This window comes from Paenibacillus terreus, assembly GCF_042138595.1.
Classification (GTDB): domain Bacteria; phylum Bacillota; class Bacilli; order Paenibacillales; family Paenibacillaceae; genus Paenibacillus; species Paenibacillus terreus.
Genome location: NZ_JBHIRX010000003.1, coordinates 156,227 through 179,646, shown reverse-complemented (window position 1 = coordinate 179,646; position 23,420 = coordinate 156,227). Strand labels below are relative to the sequence as shown.

Annotated in this window: 25 protein-coding genes and 1 riboswitch; all 25 genes read left to right on the top strand. The window is 51.9% G+C overall.

Annotated features, from left to right (window positions below; all coding sequences use genetic code 11):
• Positions 1-29: 29 nt before the first annotated feature.
• The 25 genes from ACE5KN_RS07725 to ACE5KN_RS07605 all read left to right on the top strand — a co-directional run bounded on the left by ACE5KN_RS07725 (position 30) and on the right by ACE5KN_RS07605 (position 23,408).
• A complete protein-coding gene (locus tag ACE5KN_RS07725; protein ID WP_375525877.1) occupies positions 30-611 on the top strand; it encodes a low molecular weight protein arginine phosphatase in 582 nt (193 codons plus the stop codon).
• A 79-nt stretch (positions 612-690) separates the two neighbouring features.
• A riboswitch (ZMP/ZTP riboswitch) is annotated at positions 691-773 on the top strand.
• Between the two features lie 278 nt (positions 774-1,051).
• Positions 1,052-1,639 (top strand): TIGR01440 family protein, encoded by a 588-nt coding sequence (locus ACE5KN_RS07720; protein WP_375525878.1) that lies wholly within the window; start codon positions 1,052-1,054, stop codon positions 1,637-1,639.
• 76 nt (positions 1,640-1,715) lie between these two features.
• Positions 1,716-2,966: a serine hydroxymethyltransferase gene (gene glyA / locus ACE5KN_RS07715; protein WP_375525879.1), complete on the top strand. Its 1,251-nt coding sequence runs from the start codon at positions 1,716-1,718 to the stop codon at positions 2,964-2,966.
• A gap of 186 nt (positions 2,967-3,152) precedes the next feature.
• Positions 3,153-4,034: a carbohydrate ABC transporter permease gene (locus tag ACE5KN_RS07710; protein ID WP_375525880.1), complete on the top strand. Its 882-nt coding sequence runs from the start codon at positions 3,153-3,155 to the stop codon at positions 4,032-4,034.
• Positions 4,034-4,870, top strand: a complete 837-nt coding sequence (locus ACE5KN_RS07705; RefSeq protein WP_375525881.1) for a carbohydrate ABC transporter permease — start codon at positions 4,034-4,036, stop codon at positions 4,868-4,870. Before ACE5KN_RS07710 ends, ACE5KN_RS07705 begins: the two co-directional genes overlap by 1 nt.
• Positions 4,871-4,889: 19 nt before the next feature.
• The gene (locus ACE5KN_RS07700; protein ID WP_375525882.1) at positions 4,890-6,155 is read left to right on the top strand and encodes an ABC transporter substrate-binding protein; all 1,266 of its coding nucleotides are present in this window, start codon (positions 4,890-4,892) and stop codon (positions 6,153-6,155) included.
• Between the two features lie 208 nt (positions 6,156-6,363).
• Entirely contained in the window at positions 6,364-6,993 is a 630-nt protein-coding gene (upp, locus tag ACE5KN_RS07695; protein ID WP_375525883.1) for a uracil phosphoribosyltransferase, read from the top strand.
• A gap of 33 nt (positions 6,994-7,026) precedes the next feature.
• Entirely contained in the window at positions 7,027-8,181 is a 1,155-nt protein-coding gene (gene wecB / locus ACE5KN_RS07690) for a non-hydrolyzing UDP-N-acetylglucosamine 2-epimerase (protein WP_375525884.1), read from the top strand.
• 187 nt (positions 8,182-8,368) lie between these two features.
• A complete protein-coding gene (locus ACE5KN_RS07685) occupies positions 8,369-8,623 on the top strand; it encodes an AtpZ/AtpI family protein (protein ID WP_375525885.1) in 255 nt (84 codons plus the stop codon).
• Positions 8,616-9,011 (top strand): ATP synthase subunit I, encoded by a 396-nt coding sequence (locus tag ACE5KN_RS07680; RefSeq protein ID WP_375525886.1) that lies wholly within the window; start codon positions 8,616-8,618, stop codon positions 9,009-9,011. Before ACE5KN_RS07685 ends, ACE5KN_RS07680 begins: the two co-directional genes overlap by 8 nt.
• Before the next feature lie 17 nt (positions 9,012-9,028).
• A complete protein-coding gene (gene atpB, locus ACE5KN_RS07675) occupies positions 9,029-9,847 on the top strand; it encodes a F0F1 ATP synthase subunit A (protein WP_375525887.1) in 819 nt (272 codons plus the stop codon).
• A 91-nt stretch (positions 9,848-9,938) separates the two neighbouring features.
• Entirely contained in the window at positions 9,939-10,163 is a 225-nt protein-coding gene (gene atpE / locus ACE5KN_RS07670; RefSeq protein WP_355326366.1) for a F0F1 ATP synthase subunit C, read from the top strand.
• Positions 10,164-10,274: 111 nt separating this feature from the next.
• A complete protein-coding gene (atpF, locus tag ACE5KN_RS07665) occupies positions 10,275-10,763 on the top strand; it encodes a F0F1 ATP synthase subunit B (RefSeq protein WP_375525888.1) in 489 nt (162 codons plus the stop codon).
• Positions 10,760-11,305: a F0F1 ATP synthase subunit delta gene (locus ACE5KN_RS07660; RefSeq protein WP_375525889.1), complete on the top strand. Its 546-nt coding sequence runs from the start codon at positions 10,760-10,762 to the stop codon at positions 11,303-11,305. The genes atpF and ACE5KN_RS07660 overlap by 4 nt, the downstream gene beginning before the upstream one ends.
• A gap of 19 nt (positions 11,306-11,324) precedes the next feature.
• The gene (gene atpA, locus ACE5KN_RS07655) at positions 11,325-12,839 is read left to right on the top strand and encodes a F0F1 ATP synthase subunit alpha (protein ID WP_375525890.1); all 1,515 of its coding nucleotides are present in this window, start codon (positions 11,325-11,327) and stop codon (positions 12,837-12,839) included.
• Between the two features lie 258 nt (positions 12,840-13,097).
• The gene (atpG, locus tag ACE5KN_RS07650; RefSeq protein ID WP_375525891.1) at positions 13,098-13,964 is read left to right on the top strand and encodes an ATP synthase F1 subunit gamma; all 867 of its coding nucleotides are present in this window, start codon (positions 13,098-13,100) and stop codon (positions 13,962-13,964) included.
• A 94-nt stretch (positions 13,965-14,058) separates the two neighbouring features.
• Positions 14,059-15,459 (top strand): F0F1 ATP synthase subunit beta, encoded by a 1,401-nt coding sequence (atpD, locus tag ACE5KN_RS07645; protein ID WP_375525892.1) that lies wholly within the window; start codon positions 14,059-14,061, stop codon positions 15,457-15,459.
• Positions 15,460-15,527: 68 nt separating this feature from the next.
• Complete coding sequence (locus ACE5KN_RS07640; protein WP_375525893.1) at positions 15,528-15,926, top strand: F0F1 ATP synthase subunit epsilon; 399 nt, start codon at positions 15,528-15,530, stop codon at positions 15,924-15,926.
• A 444-nt stretch (positions 15,927-16,370) separates the two neighbouring features.
• Positions 16,371-16,586, top strand: a complete 216-nt coding sequence (locus ACE5KN_RS07635) for a DUF1146 family protein (protein WP_375525970.1) — start codon at positions 16,371-16,373, stop codon at positions 16,584-16,586.
• Positions 16,587-17,149: 563 nt separating this feature from the next.
• The gene (gene murA / locus ACE5KN_RS07630) at positions 17,150-18,496 is read left to right on the top strand and encodes a UDP-N-acetylglucosamine 1-carboxyvinyltransferase (protein ID WP_375525894.1); all 1,347 of its coding nucleotides are present in this window, start codon (positions 17,150-17,152) and stop codon (positions 18,494-18,496) included.
• 214 nt (positions 18,497-18,710) lie between these two features.
• Positions 18,711-19,967 carry a stage II sporulation protein D gene (spoIID, locus tag ACE5KN_RS07625; protein WP_375525895.1) on the top strand — a complete coding sequence of 419 codons (1,257 nt, stop codon included), beginning with the start codon at positions 18,711-18,713 and terminating at the stop codon, positions 19,965-19,967.
• Between the two features lie 91 nt (positions 19,968-20,058).
• Complete coding sequence (gene spoIIQ, locus ACE5KN_RS07620; RefSeq protein ID WP_375525896.1) at positions 20,059-20,790, top strand: stage II sporulation protein SpoIIQ; 732 nt, start codon at positions 20,059-20,061, stop codon at positions 20,788-20,790.
• Positions 20,791-20,974: 184 nt separating this feature from the next.
• Complete coding sequence (gene spoIIID, locus ACE5KN_RS07615) at positions 20,975-21,262, top strand: sporulation transcriptional regulator SpoIIID (RefSeq protein ID WP_355326399.1); 288 nt, start codon at positions 20,975-20,977, stop codon at positions 21,260-21,262.
• 165 nt (positions 21,263-21,427) lie between these two features.
• Positions 21,428-22,426 (top strand): rod shape-determining protein, encoded by a 999-nt coding sequence (locus ACE5KN_RS07610; RefSeq protein WP_375525897.1) that lies wholly within the window; start codon positions 21,428-21,430, stop codon positions 22,424-22,426.
• Between the two features lie 100 nt (positions 22,427-22,526).
• On the top strand, positions 22,527-23,408 hold the full coding sequence (locus tag ACE5KN_RS07605) for a flagellar hook-basal body protein (protein WP_375525971.1): 882 nt from the start codon (positions 22,527-22,529) through the stop codon (positions 23,406-23,408).
• Positions 23,409-23,420 lie beyond the last annotated feature (12 nt).

Genomic DNA, 23,420 nt, shown 5'->3' with positions numbered 1-23,420 from the left:
GCAGCATGGAGAGCTGGAGGTGGGAATTCATGAAAAATATTATGTTTGTATGCACAGGCAATACATGCCGGAGCCCCATGGCTGAAGCGATGCTGCGCAAGCTGTCCGTTGAACGGGAGCTTGGGCTGGAGGTGCGTTCGGCAGGAGTAGCTGCAATGGATGGCACGTCCCTTTCCCGCCATGCCGAGGCCGTGCTGCGCGATCACGGAATCAGCGAGCCTTTCCGTTCCACATCGCTGCACCGGGAGCTGGTGGAATGGGCGGACCTGATCCTGACTCTTACGCAGAGCCATAAACGGCAGGTGATTCAGCGTTTTCCTGCGGCAGCCGGGAAGACGTACACACTGAAGGAATACGTCGAGGATGACCCTGCTGTGTTGAACGACCTGCAGGAGCTGGACAGTCTGTACGCCTCCCAGGAAATGATGGCTTCCCTCGGCCAGGAGCTTTCTGCAGAAGAAAGAGAGCGCATGATTGAAATCCGGCAGCGGATTCCGAGCTTTGATATCTCCGATCCTTTCGGCGGATCGAGGGAGGATTATGATATCGCGGCGGCGGAGATCCGCACGGCACTGCACCGTCTGGCGGATAAGCTGGAAAACCGGGAATAATATCGCCGGCGGGCGATTTTTGGTACAGATTGCTGTTGATTTCCCCGCTTTGATAAATTAAGATAAGGGTACATGAACGAGAATCCGGTGTGACTGGCGACGAGAGTGGGTTAAACCACGGTGGAGCATCGGATCATACGGCCGGTCGCCTGGGCAAAAGAGCAATTCCGCGAGCAGTCGCGGACTGCTCTTTTTTCGTTTATGATGTCAGACATCAGTGCCCCTTAGTCCATATTTGGAGGAATTGTGTTCTGATATCGCAAGAGAAACTTTTGCAAAACGAAGTCTGGCTTCTTGGGGAATACGCCGATAGAGGTTTTCCTTACATGCTTCTTCTGTTTCGATCTGCAGTCGCCCGTTGTTGTCGAATCAAAGGCGGGCATAATCAGCTATAATGAAAGCTGAAACTATGCTGGACAGCGGAACAAGGGGGGCTTGAGATGGAGCAAAAGAAGACGGCAGCCGATCTGCGTGCGAATACCGCAGCAGTATTAAGAGAACTGGCCGCTGCCGCGGATTTGAAGCCGGGCAGGCTGCTCGTGATTGGTGCAAGCACCAGCGAGGTGGCCGGGCAGCGCATTGGCACATCCGGTGCGCTGGAGGTGGCGGAGCAGCTGTTGGCGGGCGTCAGGGAGGTGCAGCAGGAATACGGCTTTGATGCCGCCTTCCAATGCTGCGAGCATCTGAACCGGGCGCTTGTGCTGGAAAGAGCCGTTCTGGAAAGGCTCGGCCTGAGGGAAGTGGCCGCCGTGCCGCTGCCTAAGGCCGGTGGTTCCATGGCTGCTGCGGCCTTCAGGTCGCTGAAGGAGCCGTGCCTGGCCGAAACGATTGAGGCGCATGCCGGCCTGGATATCGGCGAGACGCTGATCGGCATGCATTTGCGCAGGGTGGCCGTTCCTTTCCGGCCGAGCCTCCGCTATATCGGGGAAGCCCGGGTCAATGCGGCCTTTACCCGACCCCCTCTCATCGGCGGGGAGCGGGCGGTATACCGGCTGGAGCAGGAAGAGGGCGGGGCCGGCTGTAATTGAGTCGTCCGTGCGGCTGCGCCGCGACAGTAAGAATAAGCACACAAACAAGCATATTATCGCGGGGAGGAACTTTATCATGATGGAAAATTTACGCAAAAATGATCCGGCTGTACTGGAAGCGATGGGACTTGAGCTCAAGCGCCAGCGGAACAATATTGAACTGATCGCATCCGAGAATATTGTAAGCGAAGCCGTGATCGAAGCGATGGGCTCTGTTCTGACGAACAAATATGCGGAAGGATATCCCGGCAAGCGTTATTACGGCGGCTGCGAGCATGTCGATATTGTGGAAAATATCGCGCGGGACCGCGCGAAGCAGCTGTTTGGCGCTGAGCATGCCAACGTACAGCCCCACTCCGGAGCACAGGCCAACCTGGCGGTGTACCTGACGGCGCTGAATACCGGCGATACAGTGCTCGGCATGAATCTGGCGCACGGCGGCCACCTGACACACGGCAGCCCTGTGAATGCATCCGGCCTGCTGTACAATTTCGTGGCTTACGGTGTGCGTGAAGATAACTTCCTGATCGATTATGACGAAGTGCGCAAAGCGGCCTTCAAGCACCGCCCGCGTCTCATTGTAGCCGGAGCAAGTGCATATCCCCGCACGATCGATTTCGAAGCCTTCGCTTCCATTGCGAATGATGTAGGCGCACTGTTCATGGTGGACATGGCGCATATCGCCGGTCTGGTTGCTGCTGGCATCCATCCGAATCCGGTGCCGCATGCCCATTTTGTGACCACTACGACGCACAAAACGCTGCGCGGACCGCGCGGCGGCATGATCCTGACTCGCAAGGCCTGGGCGCAGGCTATCGATAAAGCGGTATTCCCGGGCACGCAGGGCGGACCGCTCATGCATGTTATTGCCTCCAAAGCGGTAGCTCTTGGCGAGGCGCTTCAGCCTTCCTTTACCGAATATGCGAAGCAAGTAGTGCGCAACGCCCAGGTGCTGGCGGAAACACTTATCAGCGAAGGTGTGAACATCGTGTCCGGCGGTACGGACAATCACCTCATGCTGATCGATACCCGCAGTCTGAACATTACAGGGAAAGACGCGGAGCATGTGTTGGATTCCATCGGCATCACGGTGAACAAGAACGCCATTCCGTTTGATCCGACCAGCCCGTTTGTCACCAGCGGTATCCGCATCGGTACACCTGCGGCTACTTCGCGCGGCATGGATGAGAACGCCATGACCGAAATCGGTCAAATTATTGCCAAAACGCTGAAAAATCCGAAGGATGAAACAATTCTCTCGGAACTGCGCGGCCGTGTTACCCAATTGACAGACCAATTCCCGATTTACCCTGAAATCCAATATTAAGTTTCTGTCCGAGCGATAGCGTGATGTATGAAACCGCCTGTGTCCTGTAAGGGATGCGGGCGGTTTCTTTGTGTTGATATGCACATTTTCGGGTAATAGCAAATTAGACAGCGGTGGAAAGCCTGGATTAGAAAGCGGAAACTCTCCTGACAGAGAAAATTCAGATCACAGCAAAGGAGCGAAAATATGAACTCAAGCAAATCCGCACGCCAAGTGCAGCAGATTATATTTGTCGGACCGTTGACTCTGTTTTTCGTCCTGATTATGATTGTTCCGTTTTTTCTGGGACTGTATTATTCCATGACGAATTGGGACGGGGTTACCGCCCATGTGGCCTGGATTGGCCTGGACAATTATTTGCATATTTTCCGGCAGGACCCCGATTTCCGCAATGCTTTCTGGTTTACTGTCAAGTTTACGATCTGCGGCGTTCTGTTCACGAACCTTCTGGGCTTTTTCCTCGCTTATTTTCTGACCAAACCGCTGCGTACGAGGAGCGTCCTGCGGACGGTATTTTTTATGCCAAACATGATCGGCGGTCTGCTGCTCGGTTTTATTTGGCAGTTTATATTTGTAAGGGGGTTCGCTGCTGTCGGTGAAGCGACGGGGCTTTCTTTTTTTACGATGCCCTGGCTGGGCAACGGGCCGACCGCCTTCTGGGGCACGGTTATTGTATTTGTCTGGCAGTATGCCGGATATCTGATGGTGATCTACATATCCTCCCTGAGCAATGTTCCCAAATCGCTGCTGGAATCCGCGCAGATCGACGGCGCAGACCGGTGGCAGATTTTACGCAGCATTGTGATTCCGCTCATTATGCCCGCGGTGACTGTATGCCTGTTTCTGGCGATTTCCTGGTCGTTCAAGGTGTTTGAGCTGAATCTGGCCTTGACGCAGGGCGGGCCATTTAAGTCCACGGAATCCGTGGCTCTGGACATTTATAACGAGGCTTTTACAAACAACCGGCTGGGTCTCGGCACGGCGAAAGCGATGATATTCTTTGTGATCGTGGCCATCATTACGAGCATCCAGGTTCGTTTGACGAAGAAGAGGGAGGTCGAAATGTGATGCCCAAAACATCCGGCATTAAAATTGGCAGGCTGCTCGTTGAAGCGCTTCTCATTGTGATCGGTCTTCTTTTTCTCGTACCGTTCTATTTTCTGCTGGTGAATTCAGTCAAGACATTTGGCGAGATTTTGAGCAGTTCGGCTGCTCTGCCGTCTTCGCTTCATTTCTCTAACTATGCCGAAGCCTGGGAATCCATCAACTTTCCTTCGGCCTTTGGCAATTCGCTGCTTGTCACCATCGTCAGCAACGCGCTGCTGCTGCTCATCAGCTCGATGGCGGCTTATCAGATGGTCCGGAACAACTCGCTGTTTAACCGCATTTTGTTCGGCTTGCTTGTGTCGGCCATGGTTATTCCGTTCCAGTCCATCATGCTGCCGCTGATGGAGATTTCGAACGTGCTCAGCCTGAACAACAGCATTCCCGGGCTCATTCTCTGTTATCTGGGGTTCGGTGCGCCGTTGTCCGTCTTCCTGTTTCACGGCTTTATCAAAACGGTGCCGATTGAGATCGAACAGGCGGCCCGTGTGGACGGCTCGAACCGTTACGGGGTATTTTTTCGAGTAGTGCTGCCTTTGCTGCAGCCGATGATCATTACGGTGCTCATTTTGAATACGCTCTGGATCTGGAACGATTATTTGCTGCCGTCGCTCATCCTGACCGATCCGGACAAGCGTACGATTCCCATTGCGACCTATACGCTGTTTGGTCAGTACACCAAGCAGTGGGATCTGGCTTTGCCTGCGCTGGTGCTTGGTATCCTGCCGATCGTGATCTTTTTTCTGGCACTGCAAAAATACGTCGTATCGGGAATCGCAGCCGGTGCGGTAAAGGGTTGAACAGGGAGGGGATGAACCGATGAGGAGACCGATGCTGCTTGTCCTTGCGCTGTGTACGGCCATGACGGTGATCCTGTCCGGCTGCGGAAACGCTGCACAGGGGAATGGGGATGTGAAGACGATTCATATTTTCCAGTTCAAGGTGGAGCTGCTGGAGCCGATGAAGGAGATGAAGGCAGAGTATGAACGGACACACCCGGGCATTAAGCTGGACATTCAGTCCGTGGGCGGCGGGGCTGATTATGCTTCGGCATTAAAAGCGAGATTTGCGTCCGGCGACCAGCCTGATATTTTTACGAACGAGGGTTATGAGGACCGGGAAACGTGGTTTGAATATATGGAGGACCTGTCCGACCAGCCCTGGGTAAAGGATCTTGACGATTTTGCCCGCGAGCCGATGACCGTGGACGGGAAAATCTATGGCCAGCCCATGAATTTGGAAGGCTTCGGGATGATCTATAATAAGGATCTGTTTAAAAAAGCGGGGATTAGCAAGCTGCCGCGTACGCTGAACGAGCTGGAGGAGACGGCCAAACGTCTGAAGGAAGCGGGAATTACACCTTTCGCCAACGGCTTTGCGGAGTTTTGGATTCTCGGCAACCATCTGGGCAACATTCCTTTCGCCCAGCAGGACGATCCGGCGGAATTTATTGCAGGGCTTAACGACGGAAGCATGCAGATCCCGGGCAACCCTGTTTTTGAAAAGTGGCTTGATTTGCTTGATTTGATGGTGGAATACGGGAATCCGTATCCTTTGACCACGGATTACAACGCACAGGTGACCATGTTTGCGAACGGGAAGGCCGCCATGATGCATCAGGGCAACTGGACGCAGCCGCAGATCGACGGAATCAATCCGGATCTGAATCTGGGCATTCTGCCCGCCCCGATCGATAATGATCCAGCACATGGCGATAAAATCGCCGTCGGGGTGGCCGCCAACTGGGTGGTCAACAAAAACTCGCCGGTGAAAGAGGAAGCGAAGGAGTTTCTGAACTGGCTCGCCACCTCGGAATCAGGCAAGAAATTTATTACGGAGAAATTCCAGTTCGTTCCTGCTTTCAAGACAATGGAAGCCAATCCGGAGGTTACAGGCGATCTTGGCATGGTTGTATCCGAGCATGCCAAGTCAGGCAGGATTTGGACCTGGAATTTCCCGAGGTTTCCAAAAGGGTATAACCATGATAACAGCAGCAGCATGCAGGCGTATATTGCCGGCGTTATTACGAGGAAGGAGCTGCTGCAGCAATTACAGGACAGCTGGGATAATCTGAAGTTCAGATAAGTGGAGAATGGAGGTTATACTCCGAGCCATGGGCTCCGTCCGGCATAAATGCCTGGCGGAGTTCTTACGTTTTTGGGAATTTGGATGGAAACAAGGAAAACAGGGCCGCGACAGGTGTTAAATCATGCCTGGGAATGATATAATAGACGGGATTTGTGGCAGGATGTATGTACAGGTATTTTATTGAGTGACACCGGAGGGACTTTTTATGGGCAAATTGGTGATATGCGATCACCCTTTAATTCAGCACAAGTTGACTTTTATTCGAGATGTACGTACCAATACCAAAGACTTTCGTGAATTGGTGGATGAAGTGGCCACTTTGATGGCTTATGAGATTACGCGTGATATACCGCTTGAAGGCATCCGGGTGCAAACGCCGGTGGCCGAAACGGAAGGTAAGGTAATCTCCGGCCGCATGCTGGGACTGATTCCGATTCTGCGGGCCGGGCTGGGCATGCTGGACGGCGTGGTCAAGCTGCTCCCGGCTGCGAAGGTAGGGCATGTGGGACTGTTCCGTGACCCGGAAACGCTGCAGCCTGTGGAATATTACACCAAGCTCCCTACGGACGTGACGGAGCGCGAACTGATTGTGATCGATCCGATGCTGGCTACCGGCGGTTCGGCAATTGCGGCCATTGACGTGCTCAAGAAGCGCGGCTGCACGCAGATCAAGATGATGAACCTGATTGCCTCTCCGGAAGGTGTGAAAGCGGTACAGGACGCTCATCCGGATGTTGATATTTATGTAGCTGCACTGGACGAGCGTCTTGATGATCACGGCTATATTGTGCCGGGGCTCGGCGATGCCGGCGACCGGCTGTATGGCACGAAGTAAGTGAAGCCGTAAACCCGTTAAAAGGAGTATGAAATGTCTAAAATTAAAGTAATGACCATTTTCGGTGTGCGTCCCGAAGCGATCAAAATGGCTCCGCTTATTCTGGAGCTTCAGCGCCACCCTGAGCATATTGAATCGATTGTTTGCGTAACGGCACAGCATCGTCAGATGCTGGATCAGGTGCTTGAGGTATTCAAGATCGCCCCCGATTACGATCTTGACGTGATGAAGGACCGGCAGACTCTGAACGAAATTACGCTGCGTGTTCTGGCAGGACTGGAGCCCGTCCTTCGCGAAGCGAAGCCGGATATTGTGCTGGTGCACGGAGATACGCTGACGACGTTCCTCGCCAGCTATGCCGCCTTCATGCAGCAGATTCAGGTCGGCCATGTTGAAGCAGGGCTGCGGACGTGGAACAAGCTGTCCCCTTACCCTGAGGAGATGAACCGGCAGCTGACAGGCGTGCTGGCCGATCTTCATTTCTCCCCGACGGATTGGTCGGCTGGCAACCTGCGCCGGGAGAACAAACCGGAAGACCGCATTTACGTTACAGGCAATACGGTAACGGATGTCTTCCAATATACGGTGCGCGGGGATTATGAACATCCGGTCCTGAAATGGGCGGAAGGCAAGCGCCTGATCCTGATGACCGCGCACCGCCGCGAATCTCAGGGAGAGCCGCACCGCAACATTTTCCGGGCGGTCAAGCGCATCGCGGACGAATTCGAGGATGTGGCGATCGTGTATCCGGTGCATCCGAGCCCGGCGGTGAAAGAGCCTGCATTTGAAATTTTGGGCGATCACCCGCGCATCCGGTTGATTGATCCGCTGGACGTGGTGGATTTCCACAATTTCTATGCTCATACTCATCTCATTCTGACCGATTCGGGCGGAATGCAGGAGGAGGCACCGTCCTTCGGCGTGCCTGTGCTGGTGCTCAGAGATACCACGGAGCGGCCTGAGGGCATCGAAGCGGGGACACTTGAGCTTGTCGGCACGGATGAGGAAAAGGTATATGAGCGTACAAAAGCCCTGCTGACCGATTCCGCAGTTTATGAAGCGATGAGCAAGGCGGCCAATCCATACGGTGATGGGCATGCTTCGGAAAGAATTGTCAATGCGATACTTCACCATTTTGGCATCCGGGAGCAGCGTCCAGAACAGTTTCACAGAATGTTCACAAAATAACTTTGGATCAAGTTCTTATAAACCGGCAGTTGAACATACAGTTCAACTGTACGGTTTGCAAGGGTTTGAACTGCTTTAATACCTTGTTTTTGGCCGATTTTCCCGCTTTAGGGCGCTAAAATCTGTTCATTGACAAAAAGTCTGGTCATTCAGTAAAATGGACTGGAATTGCAGGGGTGACGTGGAAATGGCCGAGCCGAAGAAGCCGGATCGCAACCGGAATAACGGGGGAAATCCCTGGAAGGCAATTGGTCTTGTCAGCGCTCTCGGCATTGATTTGGCTGTATGCGCTTTTGTTGGATTTTATGTGGGCAGATGGCTGGATGAGAAGCTGGGAGGGACAGGTATATGGATTGCCGTAAGCGTTCTCGCGGGATTGGCTGCCGGCGGACTCAGCGTTGCCATGGTCATCAGAAAGGTATTGAGGAACAGCAATGAGTGAAATGGCCAGATTTCAAAGAGTACTGTGGGTTGTCGCGCTTTTTTTTATGGCTCTTTGCTTCCTGGTGGCGGCCTTGATGCCGCATCACCGTGATGTAGCTCACGGTTTGGTTCTGGGAACCGTAGTAAGCTGTCTAAATGTGCTCTATATGTCCTATAAAGTCGGGAAGGTGGCATCTGCCGCGGCGGGCGAAAGTGGCAATAAGAGGGTTATAGGGATAGGTTTCGGCGTAAGAGTTGCTACATCTATCCTCGCTATGGTTCTCGCCTTGGAGTTTCCGTCTTATTTTCATGAAATCGCGGTTGCGGCAAGTCTTGTCTTCGGACAACTCCTTCTTTTAGTGATAGGTATCATATTTGCACTTCTGGAAGATAAACAGCGAGACTGAGAAAGGGGTGAGAAAAAATGCATGAATCACCGATTATCGTACTGGGCGGATTGCGATTTGATCTGTCGATCATATTGATGCTGATTGTGACCTGTACTATTGTGTTTATTCTTGCCCGGCTAGCTACCAGAAATTTATCGGTCGAAAATCCGGGGAAGCTGCAGAATTTTATGGAATGGGTTGTCGAATTCATTCAAAATATGATTTCCAGTACGATGGATTTGAAGAAGGGCAAGCCTTTTCTGTCTCTCGGCATGACGCTTATCATGTTCATTTTTGTAAGCAACCTGCTGGGTTTGCCGTTCGGTATCGTTACCAATTATGAAGATCCCGCTGAGGCGACATTCTTCGGTAAACCGCTCGTTTCAGTGCAGGAGCTGTTTGCGGAGGCACATGAGAAAAATCCTGAGGAACACCCGCACGCGGCCGTACAATGGTGGAAATCACCTACGGCGGATGCAGGGGTTGCCATGTCTTTGGCCGGCATGATCTTCTTGCTGGTACATATCCTAGGCATGTTCCGAAACACCAAGTCTTACTTTAAGCATTATGTGCAGCCGTTCCCTTTCTTCCTGCCGATCAACCTGATCGAGCAATTCTCCAAGCTGCTGACACACGGAATGCGTTTGTTCGGTAACATTTTCGCAGGCGAGGTTCTGATTTCCGTATTGCTCAAGCTGGCGGCCCTGGGTGTGGCAGGCTCGATTGCTTCCGTACTCGGATTGATTGTATGGCAGGGCTTCAGTATATTTGTCGGGGCGATCCAGGCGTTCGTCTTTACAATCCTGACGTTCGTTTATATCTCTCAGGCAACAGAATCGCATGATGAACACTAGGTTTCAAAGTTAAGTTCAGGAGTATCGCTTCGCGCTTAACTGTAAATATATGAATAACACAATTTCACATCTCTAAGGAGGATTATTAACAATGGGAGTTTGGGCATTTGTAGCAGCAGCAATCGCTGTAGGTTTGGGCGCGCTTGGCGCAGGTATCGGTAACGGTCTGATCGTAAGTAAAACAGTTGAAGGTATCGCTCGTCAGCCAGAAGCGAAATCCACTCTGCAAACGGTAATGTTTATCGGTGTAGGTCTGGTAGAGGCCCTGCCGATCATCGGTGTCGTTCTGGCATTCATTTTCTACGCAGCAGCTTAATTGAATGGAACAAGGTTTGGCGGGGAAGGCACAGCCATCCGCGCCTTCTTTGTTGAATTTAATATGATCATGTCAATAGAACCGACGTTTACCGGAAAGGAGTGACTTCAATTGCATTTGGAATGGACATCTATCGTTCTCACGTTAATCGCGTTTTTGATTCTGTACTGGCTGTTGAACCGTTATGCTTTCGGTCCCCTCTTTTCCGTCATGGAGAAGCGGCGTGAGCTTGTCACACAGCAAATGAACGAAGCGAAACAAACCCGCGAGCAGGCAGCGGCCTACGTGGAGGAGCAAAAACAGGCTCTGCAGCAGGCACGCAAGGAAGCCTACGATATCATTGAGCAATCGAAGCAAACCGGCAGCAAGCAGGCTGAGCAAATTATCGGTGAGGCACGCAGTGAAGCGGAACGTCTCAAAGACGAAGCCGTGCGCCAGATCGAAAGTGAGCGCAATAAAGCGATTGCCGCCCTTCGCAGCGAAGTGGGCAAAGCATCCGTGCAGATTGCTTCCAAGCTGATTCAGAAAGAAATCAAGGACGATCAAGTCCAGGAAGAACTCGTTGACCAGTACCTGAAAGAGGTAGGGGGCAGAGCATGAGCCAGGACACTGTAGTTGCCAAACGGTACGCAAAGGCCCTGTTTGAGGTAGCCGAGCAGCAGCAGAGGGTAACGGAGACGGAACAGGAGCTCAGAGCCTTCGTGGAGGCTGTTTCAGGAGATACGGATATCCGGGGTTTCATCAATTCCCCGAATGTGCCGGAGCCGGTGAAGCTGCAGGTGCTGGCTGGAAGCTTTGAGGGTAAGCTGTCCGCTCCTGTCCTCAATACGATCAAGCTGCTCGTTCAGCGGGGCAGAGCAGATCTGTTCGGGGCGCTGCTGGACGGTTATCTGGCGATTCAGGAGGATAAGCTTGGTCTTGCCGATGCCAAAGTATACTCGGCATATGCGCTTGATGACGAGGAAAAAGCGGCAGTCGCCGAACAATTCGGCGCGCGTGTAAATAAAACGATCCGGGTGGAGAATATCGTGGACCCGGAACTGCTCGGCGGATTGAAGGTGGTCATCGGTGACACGATGTTCGACGGCAGTGTGGCCGGCAAGCTGGAGCGGCTCGAGAAGTCTTTCAATAGACGAGTATAGAAGATAGGGGTGAACACACTTGAGTATCAGACCTGAAGAAATCAGCACATTGATTAAAAGTCAAATTGAGCAGTATAAAACGGACATTGAGGTTGTTGAGGTCGGCACCGTTGTAGAAGTCGGTGACGGGATCGCCCGTGTCTACGGTCTTGAGAAAGTTATGGCAGGCGAGCTGGTTGAATTCGAGAACGGCGTTTTGGGCTTGGCACTCAACGTGGAAGAAAGCAATGTCGGTGTCGTTATTCTGGGTGAATACTCCGACATCCGTGAAGGCGGGCAGGTAAAACGTACGGGACAAATCATGCAGGTGCCTGTGGGCGATGCTATGATCGGCCGTGTCGTGAATCCGCTGGGTATGCCGGTAGACGGCAAAGGTCCGATTGCCACTACGGAATTCCGTCCCGTGGAATACAAAGCCCCTGGCGTTATGGCGCGTAAATCCGTCCATGAACCGATGCAAACAGGCATCAAGGCGATTGACGCGATGATACCGATTGGCCGTGGCCAGCGGGAATTGATTATCGGTGACCGTCAGACTGGTAAAACCTCCATTGCTATCGACGCCATTCTGAACCAAAAAGGCAGCGGTATGAAGTGTATCTATGTTGCCATTGGCCAAAAGCAATCCACAGTGGCACAGGTTGTTGAAACACTGCGCCGCAATGGAGCATTGGAATATACAATCGTTGTAACGGCATCGGCTTCCGAGCCTTCGCCATTGCTGTACATCGCACCATATGCAGGCGCTGCGATGGGCGAGTACTTCATGTTCAAAGGCGAGCACGTCCTCATCGTATACGATGACCTGTCCAAGCAGGCTGCGGCATACCGTGAATTGTCCCTGCTGCTTCGCCGTCCTCCGGGCCGGGAAGCTTATCCGGGTGACGTATTCTATCTGCACTCCCGTTTGCTGGAACGTGCGGCCAAACTGAACGACGAGTTGGGTGGCGGCTCCATGACGGCACTGCCATTCATCGAAACTCAGGCTTCCGACGTGTCGGCCTACATTCCTACAAACGTGATTTCGATTACGGACGGACAGATCTTCCTGGAAGCAGACCTGTTCTATGCAGGCCAGCGTCCGGCGATCAACGTAGGTATCTCCGTATCCCGTGTCGGCAGCACTGCGCAGATCAAAGCCATGAAGAAGGTTGCAGGCACCCTGCGTCTGGATCTGGCTCAATACCGCGAGCTTCAGGCGTTCGCACAGTTCGGCTCCGATCTGGATAAATCAACAAAGGCCCGCCTTGACCGCGGTGCCCGCATGATGGAAATCCTGAAGCAGGACGTGAACCAGCCACTGGCTGTTGAGCTGCAGGTTGTAAGCTTGTATACAGCAGTTAAAGGTTACCTTGACGATATTCCAGTGGGCGATGTTCAACGTTTCGAAAAGGAATTCCTGCTGTATATGCAATCCAACCATGACAGCATCCTGCAATCGATCCGCGATACGAAGGATCTTGTTGCAGATAATGAGACAGCGCTGAAAGCGGCCATTGAGCAGTTTAAGAAAACCTTTGCCGCCTCGGCTTAAGCTGTACCTTGCAAATAAGTGATTTTCAGCCAAGTCCGCTCTGCCAGCCGGGCTTGGCTCATCCATAGGATCGTACGTTATTTTGCTAGCAGAAAGCTTTGGCTCGGTCAAAGCTTTAAATTAGCGCTTTCGAAGATAACTTTGACTCCGTCAAAGTTTAGCTTATGCTTACGAAGATAGCTTTGACTTCGTCAAAGCTTTAAGCTAATGCTTACGAAGATAGCTTTGACTTCGTCAAAGCTTTAAGGTGGTGAAATCATGGCAAAAGGCATGCGCGAGATTAAACGCCAAATTAAAAGTGTGCAGAACACGAAGCAGATCACCAAGGCGATGGAAATGGTGGCGGCCTCCAAGCTGAGAAGAGCACAGGAGAAAGCCAGCGCCGCTCGTCCTTATGCAGAGAAGCTTAAGGAAGTGGTCGCCAGCATCGCTGCCGGGACCAAAGGCATCAAGCATCCGATGCTGGAATCCCGTCCGGTGAAGAAAACCGCATATCTGATCATCACTTCTGACCGCGGCCTTGCGGGCGGATACAACTCGAACATTTTACGTGCTGTCACTGCAACCATTGCTGAACGCCACAGCTCGCAGGATGAGTTTGTGCTGTTCGTCATCGGACGCAAGGGCCGCGACTTCTTTACCCGCCGGGGTTATGCTCTGGCGGATACGGTAACGGATCTGTCCGATTCGCCGGCATTTGCGGATATCAAGTCCATCGCCTACAATGCGGTGCAAGGATTTGAAAAGGGCGAATTTGATGAGCTGTATGTATGTTATAACCGGTTCGTGAATGCTTTGACCCAGATTCCGACGGTGGACCGTCTGCTGCCGATGGCGACTCCGACTGCTTCTGAAGCGTCTCTGTCTGCCAGCTACGAATATGAGCCGTCAGCAGAGGGCGTACTAGAGGTGCTGCTGCCCCGTTATGCGGAAACCCTTATTTACGGAGCTTTGCTTGACGGCAAGGCGAGTGAGCTGGGGGCGAAGATGACGGCGATGGGTGCAGCGACGAAGAATGCAACGAAAATGATCAACGAGCTGACGCTTACTTATAACCGTGCCCGCCAGGCGGCAATCACCCAGGAGATTACGGAAATTGTAGCGGGAGCAAATGCGCAAGTGTGATCGGAGTTTTATTAATATCATAGCCTAGCGGAGCAAAGCAACAGGCAATGTATCGGATTTTGCTGTGCAAAGCTTGTAGGAGGGAAACAGGAATATGAACAAAGGACGCGTTGTGAGCATTATGGGTCCGGTAGTCGACGTTGAATTTGAACGCGGCCAGCTTCCGGAAATTCTTAATGCCGTCACAATCCAAGGTGAATTGGAAGGCGGCAATAAAATCGACCTGACACTGGAAGCTTCCAAGCATTTGGGAGACAACCGTGTACGGTGCATCGCGATGTCTTCCACCGACGGTCTTGTCCGCGGTATGGAGGCAGTAGATATGGGGGCTCCGATCTCGGTGCCGGTAGGTGAAGCTACGCTCGGACGTGTATTCAATGTGCTGGGGGAACCCATTGATGATGCAGGCTCTGTGGACAGAACTGTAATCAATCCAATTCACCGTCAAGCACCGGCGTTTGATGAACTTACAACCCAGGCGGAAATGCTGGAAACAGGCATTAAGGTTATCGACCTGCTGGCTCCTTATGCCAAGGGCGGTAAAGTCGGCCTGTTCGGCGGTGCGGGTGTAGGTAAAACCGTAACCATCCAGGAATTGATCAATAACATCGCACAGGAGCATGGCGGTATTTCCGTATTTGCAGGTGTAGGCGAACGTACCCGTGAAGGTAATGACCTGTACCATGAAATGAAGGATTCCGGCGTTATCAGCAAAACGGCGATGGTGTTCGGACAGATGAACGAGCCGCCGGGCGCCCGTCTGCGCGTGGCCCTGACAGGTCTGACCATGGCGGAATACTTCCGTGATCAGGAAGGCCGTGACGTACTGCTGTTCGTTGATAACATTTTCCGCTTTACCCAGGCGGGTTCCGAAGTATCGGCCCTGCTGGGACGCATGCCGTCCGCAGTAGGTTACCAGCCGACACTGGCAACGGAAATGGGTCAATTGCAGGAGCGTATTACATCCACTAAAAAAGGTTCCGTTACCTCCATCCAGGCGATCTATGTGCCTGCGGACGACTATACGGACCCGGCTCCGGCGACTACGTTCGCGCACTTGGATGCTACGACCAACCTGGAGCGTAAAATCTCCGAGATGGGCATTTATCCGGCGGTGGACCCGCTGGCATCCAGCTCGCGTATTCTGACTCCTGAAGTCGTAGGTGAAGAACACTACCAGGTAGCCCAAGGCGTTAAGCGAATTCTGGCTCGTTATAATGAGCTGCAGGATATTATTGCGATTCTTGGTATGGATGAGCTCAGCGAGGAAGACAAAATGCTGGTTGCGCGTGCGCGCAAAATTCAGCGCTTCCTGTCTCAGCCATTCCATGTGGCCGAAGCCTTCAACGGCATTCCGGGCAAATATGTGCCTGTTAAAGAAACGGTGCGCAGCTTTAAAGAAATTCTGGAAGGCAAGCACGACAATCTTCCGGAAGCAGCTTTCCTGTTTGTAGGCACAATTGAAGAAGCGGTTGAAAAGGCCAAAAATCTGTAATTGCGCATGACAGCAGGTAAGCCTTACGAAGTGGGCTGTCAGTGGACAGCCTGTCAGGAGGGATGGAAGTGAGCACCTTTTTATTGGAAATTGTGACCCCTGAGCGCCAGGTTTATTCGGAGCAAGTGGAGAGTCTGAACGTTCGGGGCGTGGAAGGGGAACTCGGCATTTTGGCCGGGCACATTCCGATGGTCACTCCTTTGCAGATTGCTCCGGTCAGCATCAAAACCGGCGGCAGGACTGAAATCCTGGCGGTCAACGGCGGTTTTGTGGAAATCCGGAAAGATAAAGTCGTCGTTCTCGCTGAAAGCGCGGAGCGTCCGACTGAAATTGATGTGGAACGCGCCAAGGCGGCTCGGGAACGTGCTGAGGTCCGTTTGCAGAGCAAACAGGATGAGTATGACCACCGCAGAGCGGAGCTGGCGCTGCAAAAAGCCATGAACCGCTTGAATGTGGCTGGAAAATAAAATGTATTTGCAGGACTAAAGAATCAAAAGTATATAGGTCGAAAGCCCGGCGGCTTAAACCGCACGGGCTTTTTTTTGTTGAGACGGGCAGCTAACAGACAAATAAAGAGAATGCAAAAAGTAGATGTTACATGAATTTTGAGTGGAATTTCATGCATAATAGGATAACAAATATTGAAAAATGTCGAAACTTATTGAAAATAACGTAAATGGGACTGGATTGTTATGCCTGCGGCAAGTATTATAGAATAGTCCGAGCTGGCAAGCAGGCATGAAAGATTCCTGATTTCATCGTTTGCATTTTTAGCGCTGACGCATATGATGCACATATAGGCTGTTCACGGTCTGAACAGTCGGGTGGCTATCAATGTACTGCGCTCAGTGATCCGGAGGTGCTAAATCGTGGCGGATGAATTAACTCGGCAGATCGGCCAGACAACAGGCATGAGCAGCATGGTATCCATGACGGTATCTCTCATATGCATTGCATTTGCCTGGTGGGCGCTGCAGAGTGTTAAGTTCGACTTGTGGATCAGAAATCCCAAAAGTCCGCAAGGAAGGCTTTTGCATTTGTTTTTGGCTGTAGTGCTTGGACGGCTTGTGGCCGGTTTTTTACTGGACTATATTTCCTGGAGCCAGCTGCTGAGGTATATGTTTTGATATTAAAACATTTGGTTATATCTCTGTATGCCTATAGGTGAGAGTTCAAAAAGTCAGGTTTTCAGCACCGAGAAGGTTGGATGAAGCAGGGACTGAGGAGCGGAGCGTACTTGGGGTACGTGAGCACCGGAAGGCCCGGCTGAATTCAAGATTCGATGTCGAGTCTGCTTCCTGATTGACTTCGTGATCAAAAGATGACTTTTTGAACAACCTCTTTAAGAGCATGAATTGTCGAATAGGATCGACATCAGTGGTTAACAATGTGTTTACATGGCTTTGACTCGCAGCCAATATCAGTGTAAACGGGCGCGGCAGACATGCGTAATGAAAAAATGCTTGTATAAGCGCTTTGAACGATGATATGATGGAATTTAGTGAGTTACCAAGTCGATGCGATTTATTTCGAATTTTAATCATTTCTTTACACTACATTTACAGAAAATGAACCTCGTTTGCCATGGGAGTCTGATATTGGAGCTGCCGGGCTGCGAGACACGAAAATAGCGGATACCGTTCTTTTTTTCCACACCGGAAAAGGAAAGTGACGCGCGGAGGGAAGCATGATGAGCAAATTTATCGTCCGCGGCGGCAATAGACTGGTCGGAAGCGTGAAAGTAAGCGGAGCTAAAAACTCCGTTCTTCCGATTATCGCTGCCTCTCTTTTAGGGGAAGAAGGAGAAAGCGTCATTGTTGACGCGCCTCCTCTAGACGATGTAATGACGATTAATAAAGTATTGGAATCGCTGGGAGCAAGCGTTACATATCAAGACGAAATCATTCGTGTTGACGCACGGGCGATCACATCCTGCGAAGCGCCGTATGAATGGGTACGGAAAATGCGCGCATCTTTTCTGGTCATGGGGCCGCTGCTGGCGCGGATGGGGCATACAAGAATATCCCTTCCGGGAGGCTGTGCAATCGGTACACGCCCAATCGATCAGCATCTGAAGGGCTTCGAGGCGCTGGGGGCTGAAATCAGCATGGGCCAGGGCTATGTGGAAGCGAGAAGCCATGGCCGCCTGCGCGGTGCCAAAATTTATTTGGACGTTGCCAGTGTCGGAGCGACCGAGAATATTATGATGGCAGCTTCGCTGGCCGAGGGGACTACCATTATCGATAATGCGGCAAGAGAGCCTGAGATCGTGGACCTGGCCAACTATCTGAACGGAATGGGGGCCAAAGTGCGCGGCGCCGGTACCGGAGTGATTCGCATCGAGGGTGTGGAGAAGCTGCACGGTGTCCGTCATACGGTCATTCCTGACCGGATCGAGGCCGGTACTTATATGGCGGCGGCTGCCATTACAGGTGGTGACGTCTATGTAGAAGGCGCCATCTCCGACCATCTGGGGCCCGTTATTGCAAAGATGGAGGAAATGGGTGTGACGGTCCAGCCGGATGAAAACGGTATTCGTGTCATTGCCAGCAAACCTCTTAAAGCGGTTGATGTCAAAACATTGCCATATCCCGGCTTTCCGACAGATATGCAGTCCCAGATGATGGCGCTGCAGCTTGCCGCGGAAGGCACGAGTGTCATTACTGAAACGGTGTTTGAGAACCGCTTCATGCATGTGGATGAATTTCAGCTGATGAACGCGGAAATCAAAGTGGAAGGACGCTCGGCGATCGTTACCGGCAATGCCAAGCTGACAGGCGCTAAAGTATGCGCTACGGATTTGCGGGCAGGTGCCGCCCTGATTTTGGCAGGTCTCGTTGCTGAAGGGGCTACCGAGGTCAGCGGCGTTCACCATATCGACCGCGGATATGTGCATCTGGCTGAGAAGCTCACAGCTCTTGGCGCCGACATCTACCGGGTTTCGGTAGAAGAGAGCGTGCTGGAAGCCGCTTCTGCCGAAAAGGTTGTTAAGGAAGAAAAGAAGGGGACTTTTAAAATACAGCCGACCCTTGCATAACCGCTTTATTTCAATAGTATACCCGCACATCAAAGCTGCTCGCCCCGGGCCAAAACCGGCGGCCGGGCGGCTTTTTTTGTGCTGCAACCAGGCATGGCGGCTTTCTGCTTTTCTCTCAAATCCGGTTCTATCAAGCGGGAACCTCTCATATGATTGACTATCCGGTCCGGTCAAGCACCCCGGTCTCACTTCATAGAACGGAGGTTTCTCCAAAATGAAAGATTCTCGTGCCAGGATCCGCATTCCAGTCGTTCCGCCAGCAGATGAAGCGGCAGGCCGCGGCAGCGAGCCCGGGAAGCTTCTTTCCGCTCGGGAGCAGGACACATCAGAATCCCGTCCCTTATACGCTGTACCGGCCCAAATAAAAGCTCAGCCCGGCAGTAAAAGAGCCACCCGCCCAAAGACCTTTCGCACTTGGGGCCGGCGTCTGCCGCCGGGTCCGATAGCAGTATTAACAGGCTTGATCCTGATGGCTCTTATTCTGCCAGCCGTATTGGTCTGGCCCCGCGGGACGCACCCGCAGCCTGCACCTCCGGGAAAAATTCAGCCGGATACAACGGTACAGCCAGAGTCCACCGATACGAAGAAGCCAGCCCAGACCAAGGCCGTTAAGGTCAGCGTCTTCCTAAGCTCCACAGGCACAATCGAGACGCTTCCTCTAGAAGACTACATAGCAGGCGTGGTTGCAGCCGAGATGCCGCCTGAATTCGGGTATGAGGCTCTTAAAGCGCAGGCAATTGCGGCCAGGACCTTCATCGTCCGCCGTTTACTGGCCAATGATACCAGCGGCGCTCCCAAAGGGGCCGATGTTACGGACACCGTTCAGCACCAGGTATATTTGCCGCTGTCAGCGATCCGGCAGCAGGAGAAGGACCCGCAGCGGGCCGCAGAGCTGGCTTCCATCCGGAAGGCTGTTAAAGAAACGAAAGATATTATAATGACGTATAAAGGGAAGCCGATCACTGCGTCTTTTTTCTCAACAAGCAATGGATATACGGAAAATTCCGAAGATGTATGGACGGCTTCCGTCCCTTACCTTCGCAGTGTTCCAAGCCCCTGGGATCAGAAGATTGCGCCAGGCTATAAAGAAACGATAACGATGAAGACCACGGATGTTTTGGACAAACTCGGCCTGAGAGGAGAAGCTGTACGGGCTGCTTCGGGATCGGGAATTTTCCCGGAAATTAAAATTCTTTCCACCACCGCAGGGCATCGGATTAAGAGCATCCGAATCGGAGATGCCGTTTTTAAAGGAACTGACCTGCGCCAGCGGCTAGGACTTCGATCCAGCGAATTCACGTGGACAATCCGGGGAGACCAAATGGTCATCACTACTTATGGCAATGGCCACGGAGTTGGTATGAGCCAATGGGGTGCCAACGGGATGGCCAAGGAAGGTTATACGGCAACCCAAATTCTCAAACACTACTATACGGGAATTAATTTTGCCAAGGCCTCGCAGCTGCTTTAAACCAATGCTATAGAAAAATTTTCAAATTTTCTGAGAATGCAAGTATAAAAGAGTAGCACCCGGTAACACTTGTTACTGAGGTGATGAAACCATGAATGAACAAAACAAAAACCAAAATCACGAAGAATCTTCCAAAAATATAATGGGAGAAAGAGCTTCACAGCCGTCTTCGTGGAAAAAGCTGTTGTCCAAAAGGTGGGTATATCCTGCAGCCTACATTGCCGCAGCAGCCATCATACTAACTCTTGTGTGGGTCTATCAGGATACCAGCACAAAACCATTGGGTCAGGATTCTGCCGCTCAAGAGACAGCGAACAGTGTAACGGATGATGTCGGTCTTAATGGTCAGCAGGAAAGTGTAGAAGTGGTCGCCCAGTCCGAGAATTTGGTTTGGCCAGTGGCGAACGCTGCCGAAGTAACTATTGTAAAGCCGTTTTTTGATGAAACCGCATCGGAAGATGAGCAGGCTGCCGCGATGGTGGAATATGACCAAACTTTCACGGCCAATACGGGTATTGACCTGGCCCGCTCCGATGACGCGGCATTTGATGTAAAGGCTGCGCTGAGCGGTAAGGTAACCCGTGTGGAGCAGCACCCTCTGATGGGCAACATCGTTGAAATTACACATGATGATAATCTCAAAACCGTGTATCAAAGCCTTGACCAGGTAAAGGTTAAAGAGGGCGATGAAGTGAAGCAGGAGCAAGTTATTGCTACATCCGGCCGCAATGAAATGGAGAAGGACCTGAATAACCATCTTCATTTCGAGGTGATTCAGGAAGGCAAACCGGTAAATCCTACAACACTGCTTCCGCAAAAATAATCGTGCTCGTCCGAAGGCAGGGGGAACCGTCCCTCTGCCTTTTTTTGTGCTTTCCAGGGGCTTTGTCCATATCCTGCAAGGAAATAATTAGGGCTTCGGAAGCTTGTCACAGCGCCAAACCGAGCATATCTATCCCTGCCACTCATATAATGTACCAAACTATCCACAGTGGGGAGGCGGGAGTGTGCACGATTACATCAAGGAACGGACCATCAAAATCGGCCGCTGCATCGTAGAAACCAGACATACGGTCCGTACGATCGCCAAGGAGTTCGGTGTATCCAAGAGCACGGTGCATAAGGATTTAACCGAACGGCTGCCTGAAATCAATCCGGACCTTGCGGATCAGGTGAAGCATATTTTGGAATACCATAAATCCATCCGCCATCTGCGGGGAGGGGAAGCGACAAAAATTAAATACAAAAAAACGAACGACAGTACGCAGGATGTTATGGTCTCCGGAAAACCCTGAATTTTTATAGAAATTGCATGTACTTATCCATTGAATCCTTCCCCTGAAGTATGATATGTTAAAAGATGGTACAAGATCGAATTATGTCACGAAACACTCCAATATTGCACATACATTTGCCGGTTCTTGTCACTTTTTAAAATATGACTTTGGGGGCTCTTTTATATGATTAGCAAGGATATCGGAATCGATCTGGGCACGGCGAACGTGCTGATACACGTGAAAGGAAGGGGGGTCGTATTAGACGAACCTTCTGTCGTTGCCATAGAAGGGGATACGAAGAGAGTCCTTGCTGTCGGAGAAGAAGCACGCCGCATGGTCGGACGGACACCTGGCAACATTACGGCTATCCGCCCGCTGCGTGACGGGGTTATTGCAGACTTTGAAATTACGGAGTCCATGCTTAAATATTTTATCAGCCGGGTTGGGGGCAAAAGCTGGTACAGCCGTCCCCGGATTTTGATCTGTGCGCCTACCAACATCACGTCGGTGGAGCAAAAGGCGATTCGTGAAGCGGCTGAACGAAGCGGGGCCAGAGAAGTTTTTCTGGAGGAAGAGCCCAAGGCAGCGGCGATTGGCGCGGGTATGGATATTTTCGAGCCGAGCGGAAATATGGTTGTAGATATCGGGGGAGGAACGACGGATGTTGCCGTCCTGTCGATGGGGGATATCGTTACGGCTTCATCGATTAAAATGGCGGGGGACAAGTTCGACGAGGCCATTTCCAAGTTTGTGAAAGCAAAGTACAAACTCTTGATCGGGGAACGTACCGCCGAGGATATCAAAATTGCGATCGGAACCGTTCATCCGGACGGACGCCAGGCAGAAATGGATATCCGCGGACGTGATATGGTATCAGGCCTTCCCAAGACGATCTCCATTTCCGCAAGTGAAGTGCAGGAAGCGCTGGAAGACCCGGTAACCAGCATTGTTGCCGCGGCGAAGTCGGTGCTTGAGCGGACACCGCCGGAATTGTCGGCGGATATCATTGACCGCGGCGTCATTCTCACTGGAGGCGGAGCGCTGCTCAGCGGATTGGACGAGCTGCTCGCGCAGCAGCTGCGCGTGCCTGTGCTCGTGGCCGAAGATCCTATGCACTGTGTGGTTAAGGGAACAGGAATTATGCTGAATAATTTGGATCAGGTCGTTAAAAAAAGATTCTGATCTGCCGATATAGATACTTAGACAAATTCAATGGATGAAGAATGCAGCACGTTGTGCTGCATTTTTAAAATAGATGAACCGAGGAGCTGAACCGCCAGTTATGCTGAGAGGACTTTATACTGCCGCCGCAGGTTTGATTACCCAGCAGCGCCGTCATGATACGGTCACACAAAACATCGCCAACCTCAACACGCCGGGCTATAAGCAGGAAACGGCTGTGCAGCGTTCTTTTCCGGAAATGCTTGTCGCTATGACAGGAGGTTATGCGGACAACCCCAACCGTACCGTAGGCCGCTTGAATACGGGAGTGTTTGCGGAGGAGAGCCTCTCTCCATATGTTCAGGGACCGCTCAAGCAAAGCGGGCAAACCACCGATTTTGCTTTGGTATCCGATATCATCGTCAATGATCCGGCGACAGGGCAGCCTGTTCGTTTTGATCCTTCCGGAAAATACGTGGATGCCAACGGACAAGTTACATATAAGCCGGAAGCTTTCTTTACGGTCAGGGATGAGACGGGCAATGTTCGTTATACACGGGACGGGCATTTCAAGCTGGACGGACTTGGAACACTTCGCACATCTACTGGATCCGAGGTTTTGGATGCAGTTGGCAATCCCATCACCTTGACCGGAGCTGTGAAAGACCTTAAAGTAAACGGACAGGGAGAGCTTCTGAACGGGGATCATATGCCAACAGGAATTACACTCGGCATAAGCATTATCGACCAGCCTTATCAATTGGTTCGTGAAGGCGACGGCAATTTCAGGCTGGACACGCAAAGTGGTGCAACCGCAAGAAGGCTGCAGGCCGGGGATAACGTGGAGCTCAAACAGGGGTATCTTGAAGGCTCCAATGTGGACGCCACTCAGTCCATGGTCGATATGATGGCGGCACAGCGCGCATATGAGTCCAATCAGAGAGTCGTTCAGTTCTATGATGCAAGCCTTGACAAGGCTGTTAACCAGGTAGGACGGGTATAGGGGGAATCAAGC